4 protein-coding genes and 1 pseudogene are annotated in these 4,537 nt (G+C 61.7%); 1 reads left to right on the forward strand and 4 read right to left on the reverse strand.

The features are described 5' to 3' along the window. From CZ322_RS05940 to CZ322_RS05955, 4 genes are all read right to left on the reverse strand, one after another. On the reverse strand, positions 1 to 892 hold an 892-nt coding region (locus CZ322_RS05940), incomplete at its 3' end, for a metal ABC transporter permease (RefSeq protein WP_200807177.1). Then, positions 889 to 1,839, reverse strand: coding sequence for a metal ABC transporter permease (locus CZ322_RS05945; protein ID WP_087070583.1), 951 nt, complete (start codon positions 1,837 to 1,839; stop codon positions 889 to 891). The genes CZ322_RS05940 and CZ322_RS05945, both read right to left, overlap by 4 nt. Positions 1,840 to 1,851: 12 nt before the next feature. Next, positions 1,852 to 2,595, reverse strand: a complete 744-nt coding sequence (locus CZ322_RS05950; RefSeq protein ID WP_087070584.1) for a metal ABC transporter ATP-binding protein — start codon at positions 2,593 to 2,595, stop codon at positions 1,852 to 1,854. Between the two features lie 9 nt (positions 2,596 to 2,604). Further along, positions 2,605 to 3,570: a metal ABC transporter substrate-binding protein gene (locus CZ322_RS05955; RefSeq protein WP_087070585.1), complete on the reverse strand. Its 966-nt coding sequence runs from the start codon at positions 3,568 to 3,570 to the stop codon at positions 2,605 to 2,607. A 711-nt stretch (positions 3,571 to 4,281) separates the two neighbouring features. On the opposite strand from CZ322_RS05955, the pseudogene CZ322_RS05960 reads away from it, so the two are divergent. Continuing rightward, a pseudogene (locus CZ322_RS05960) lies at positions 4,282 to 4,537 on the forward strand (anthranilate phosphoribosyltransferase); the annotation flags it as partial.

A 4,537-nucleotide genomic window follows, 5' to 3' on the forward strand; every position in this document is an offset into this window, starting at 1 on the left:
CAGCGGCCGGCACGCTCAGGGTGCGCCGGTGGCTACGTGCCGCCGCGCGCCCGCTCAGCTTGTACCAGGCCAGCGCGCTCAGGAACACCACCCCGTCGGTGAAAGCCATCATCGCCGAGGTCGCCAAATCCAGATACAGGGCCAGCACGAAGCCGAGGAGCGCCTCGGCCACCGCAATCAGGAGAGTGAGAACCAGGAGGTGGCGCAGCGAGCGGGCGAAAAGAATCGCCGTGGCCGCCGGAACCACCATGAGGGCAATAACCAGGATCGCGCCCGCGGCATTGAAAGCCGCCACCACGGTCAGGGAGACCAGCATCATGAGCCCCAGCTCCACCGCCCGTACCGGGAAGCCGATAGTCGCCGCGAAATCACCGTCGAAAGTATCGGTTTTGAGAACCCGGAAAAACACCGCGATGAAAATCGCGTTGAGCGCGCACACCGCGAGCAGCTGCCACATGGTGCGTGGGCCAATATCGTAACCGCCGATGATGATATGTTCCGGGCTCAAAGCCATGAGATTGAGATCCCCGGTGAGCACGGTGTCCTGGCAAATATGGATATGAGAAAGGGTGGTTGAGAGCAGCAAAATACCCAGGGCGAAAAGCACCGGGAAAATCACGCCCTGGCTGGCATCCCCGGTGAGCAACCGGGTGCGATCCAGCTGCTGGGCACCCAGCACCACCACCAAACCCATGAGTGCCGCGCACACCACCATGATCGGGGAATGCGTGGAACCAGACAGAATCGTGCCCACCACAATCCCGGGGAGCACCGCGTGCGACATCGCGTCCACCAGCATGGACTGCCCGCGCAACACCAGGAACACCCCCGGAAGCGCGCAGGTCACCGCGGTCACCACCGCGAGCAACATAACCGCCACAATGAAACTCATTGCCCACTCCTCTCCGAAGCAGCCAGCGCCCGGGTGGCAAGATCACCGCGCAAGCGGCGCTGGCGCAGGGCCACCACCACAATCGAGCGGCGCGGCGCGGCCAGCAGCGAGAACGCGAAAATAACAAAGAGGTGGAGCACCACGATCGGGCCGGTGGGAACCTTGCCCAGGCAGACGGACAGATACGCGCCCGCCGCGCCCGCAACCCCACCGAAAATCCCGGCCAGCACCATCATCGAGGACATGCGGTGCGTCCACTGGCGCGCGGCCGCGGCCGGCATAATCGCAAAAGCGACCATGAGAATAAGCCCCACGCCCTTGATTCCAATCACGATAGCGATGGTGACGAGCACCAGCATGAGCGGCGTGAGCACGCGCGGGCTGAAACCCTGCAATTGCGCCGTGACCGGATCGAAAGTCACCAATTTGATTTCTTTGAAGAAAGCGAGAATCACCGCAACGGTGAGCAGCCCGAATACCGCGATGGTCACCAGGTCCCCGGCGCGCACATTCGCCGCATTGCCGAACATGTAGCTGTCGATCCCGCCGCGATTGGGCAGGTGAGAATGGGTGAGCAGCCGCAGGCACACCATCCCGCCCCCGTAAAACAGCGAAAGGCAGATGGCCATGGCGGCATCCGCCTTCACTTTCGAATGCGCCACGATGATATTGGTGAGAACGACGGCGCACATCGCCGCCGCGCTTGCCCCGAGCACTAGGACCACCATCGAGCGCCCATCCATGCCCAGCAGGGTGGCCACCGTGAAGGCGGCAACCACACCGAGGATGGAGCTGTGCCCGATAACGTCGGAAACCAGGGACTGGCGGCGCAGGTAGAGCAGGCAACCAGCGATTCCGGAAAACACCCCGATGAGGGTGGTGCCGATGAGCATGGTGCGGAAAATATAGGTTCCCCACAATTCCAGCGGGGAAATAAAATCAATCATTGCGCCGCGCCCTCACTTGCGTTCGAGGGCGATGGAAAGGCCGTACGCCCGCGCGATATTCTCCGCGGTGAAAGCCTCCTCCACGCTTCCGCTCGCCACCAGTTTGCCGCTAGAGAGCAGCACCACGCTATCGCAGAAATCGGGGACCGTCTGCAGATCGTGATGCACGATCATCACGGTTTTCCCCTCATCAACCAGTTCGCGCAGCAGCGTCATAATCGCCTGCTGGGAGGTGATATCGATACCCGCGAAAGGTTCGTCCATGAGGTAGAGCTCGGCGTGCTGGGCCAGGGCGCGCGCCACGAAGGTGCGCTGCTGCTGGCCGCCGGACAGCTCGTTGATATGGCGGTGGGCAAGATTGGAAATTCCCAGGCGCTCCATGGCCGCGGCGGCGGCTTCGCGCTGGCGCACGCCCGGGCGGCGCAGCCAGCCCAGCTGGGCGTACGTACCCATGAGCACGACGTCGCCCACCGTGGTCGGGAAATCCCAATCCACGGTGGCGGTTTGCGGCACGTAAGCAATACGCGAACGCACCCGGGGGAGTGGTTCGCCGAAGAAGGTGACCTCCCCGGCGAGGGCCGGAACAAGGCGCAGGGCCGCCTTCATGACGGTGGATTTCCCCGCGCCGTTCGGGCCGAGAAGCGCCACCACCTGGCCTGGACTGACGCGGAGCGAAACATCGCTCACCGCGATCGTATCCTGGTAGGCGACGCTCAGGTGGTCAATCTGACAGGCCAGCGTGGTAGCGGATCCCATAGATATCACCTATTTCTGCGAAAGCGCGCTGACGATGGAATCAACGTTGTAGCTGAAAGCGCCCAGGTAGGTATTCGTGGGAGCTTCGGAGCTGAGGGTATCGGCGAAGAGCTCGTTATCGGAGACCTCAACATGCCAACCCTTTTCGCGCACCGCGTCCTGGAGGTGCTTAATGACTTCGGGGTTCTTGAGGTTGTCCTGGAAGATCACCGGAACCTTGCGCTCGGCAATGAGGGTGGCGAGCTCGTTGAGCTCCACCGCGGACATTTCCGATTCGGAGGAAACGAAATCGGTGGCGTGGATTTCAATACCGAAAGAAGCGCCCAGGTAGTTGAAGGCGTCATGCCCGGTGATGAGCACGCGGTTTTCCTTCGGGATCTTATCGAACTTGGCCTTGGCTTCATCGGCGGCCTTGGCGATCTTCTTGTTGTATTCTTCCGCGTTGGCCTTGTAGAGGTCCGCGTTCGCGGCGTCGATCTCACCGAGCTTGGCGGCGGTGGCCGTCACCACATACTGCCAGTTCTCCGGGGAGTTCCACACGTGCGGGTCGTGGCCTTCGATCTTGCCGTCTTCTTCCCAGGGGAGGAGCTTATCTTCCGGGATGGCTTCCGCGGCCGCGATCTGGCGGTCGCCGAGCTTCTCGAGCTGGCCCATCATCTTGTGTTCCATATCGTGGGAGGTCCACACCACAAGATCGGCCTTTTCGATGGCCTGGGTATCCTGGGTGGTCAGTTCCTGGGTGTGAGGATCACCGCCGGGCTTGACCAAGGTGGTTACGTTAGCCTCGGGAGCGACATTGCGAATAACATCTTCGAGGTAACCGGTAGTTGCCACCACCGACAGGCCCGCGGCCTTTGAGGAGTCGGTGGCCGGCGATTCGGATGCGCCCTTGTTTTCGGTGGCGCAGCCGGTCAGGGATGTGAGTGCCAAAGCCCCGGCCGCGGCAATCGCGGCCAACTTAACAGAATGTTTCATGGTGTCCTTCTTCAATCACGAAAGCATGTAAGGTATGGGTTTCTTTACTCGGGACCTGAATATGTTAACCGATGCACGCATAAAGCACTAGGGCAAATCTGCGAAACGTCGCGAAAAATCCCGGGAATTGCTGGGTGAAAAGTCAATAAGAATAATTGCGTGCCTGGTAGCTGCGGCACTCTCGCTCACTTCTGGTAGTACGACGACGCCGCCAGCTGGCTGCCGCCCTTACCTGTCCGCATGATGGACCGGGGCGGGGGCGTCACCCGGGGTGGGCTAAGCTCACAGCTATGCAGCAGGATCTCAAGGTACAGGGTCAGGCCGGTGCGGCCTGGCGATGGTGGCGCGCCTAAGAAGCGTTCCCCTGCGGCGCAACTACGCCGCCCCAACCACTTGAGAGGAGAATCCCGTGCAACGGGACCTACCGCATTCACCTGAGTACCATGTCCCCGATGCCCTATCCACGCATCGCCGGCACTCCACCACACTCACTGTCTCCATCATGGCGCCTTCCGCCACGCCGGCTACTGCCGCTACGGCTGCCGCCATGGCTGCCTCCACCCGCGCCCAGCTGCGCTGCCGCTGGTGGAAAGCCGCACGGGGGCGATGGCGCGCGGCGCCTAGCTCAGCGCGGCCCGCCTAGCACAGCACGCCTAGCGCAGCCCGCTCAGCACCGCAGTCCACACAAACTTTCCAAAGTACGGAGTTGTCATGATTAAAGAAGCCATTATTAAAGTTGTGTCCAAGCAGGATCTCACCTATGACGAGGCCTACACCGTTATGAACGAGATCATGGGCGGGGAAAGCACTCCCACCCAGACGGCAGCCTTCCTCGCCGCGCTTTCCACCAAGAACGCGCGGGCAGAAACCACCGATGAGATTTCCGGCTGCGCCACTGCGATGCGCGAGCACGCTGATTACTTCGAGGTTCCTTTCCCCACCCTGGAAATCGTGGGAACCGGCGGGG

Source organism: Actinotignum timonense (genome assembly GCF_900155575.1).
Lineage (GTDB): Bacteria > Actinomycetota > Actinomycetes > Actinomycetales > Actinomycetaceae > Actinotignum > Actinotignum timonense.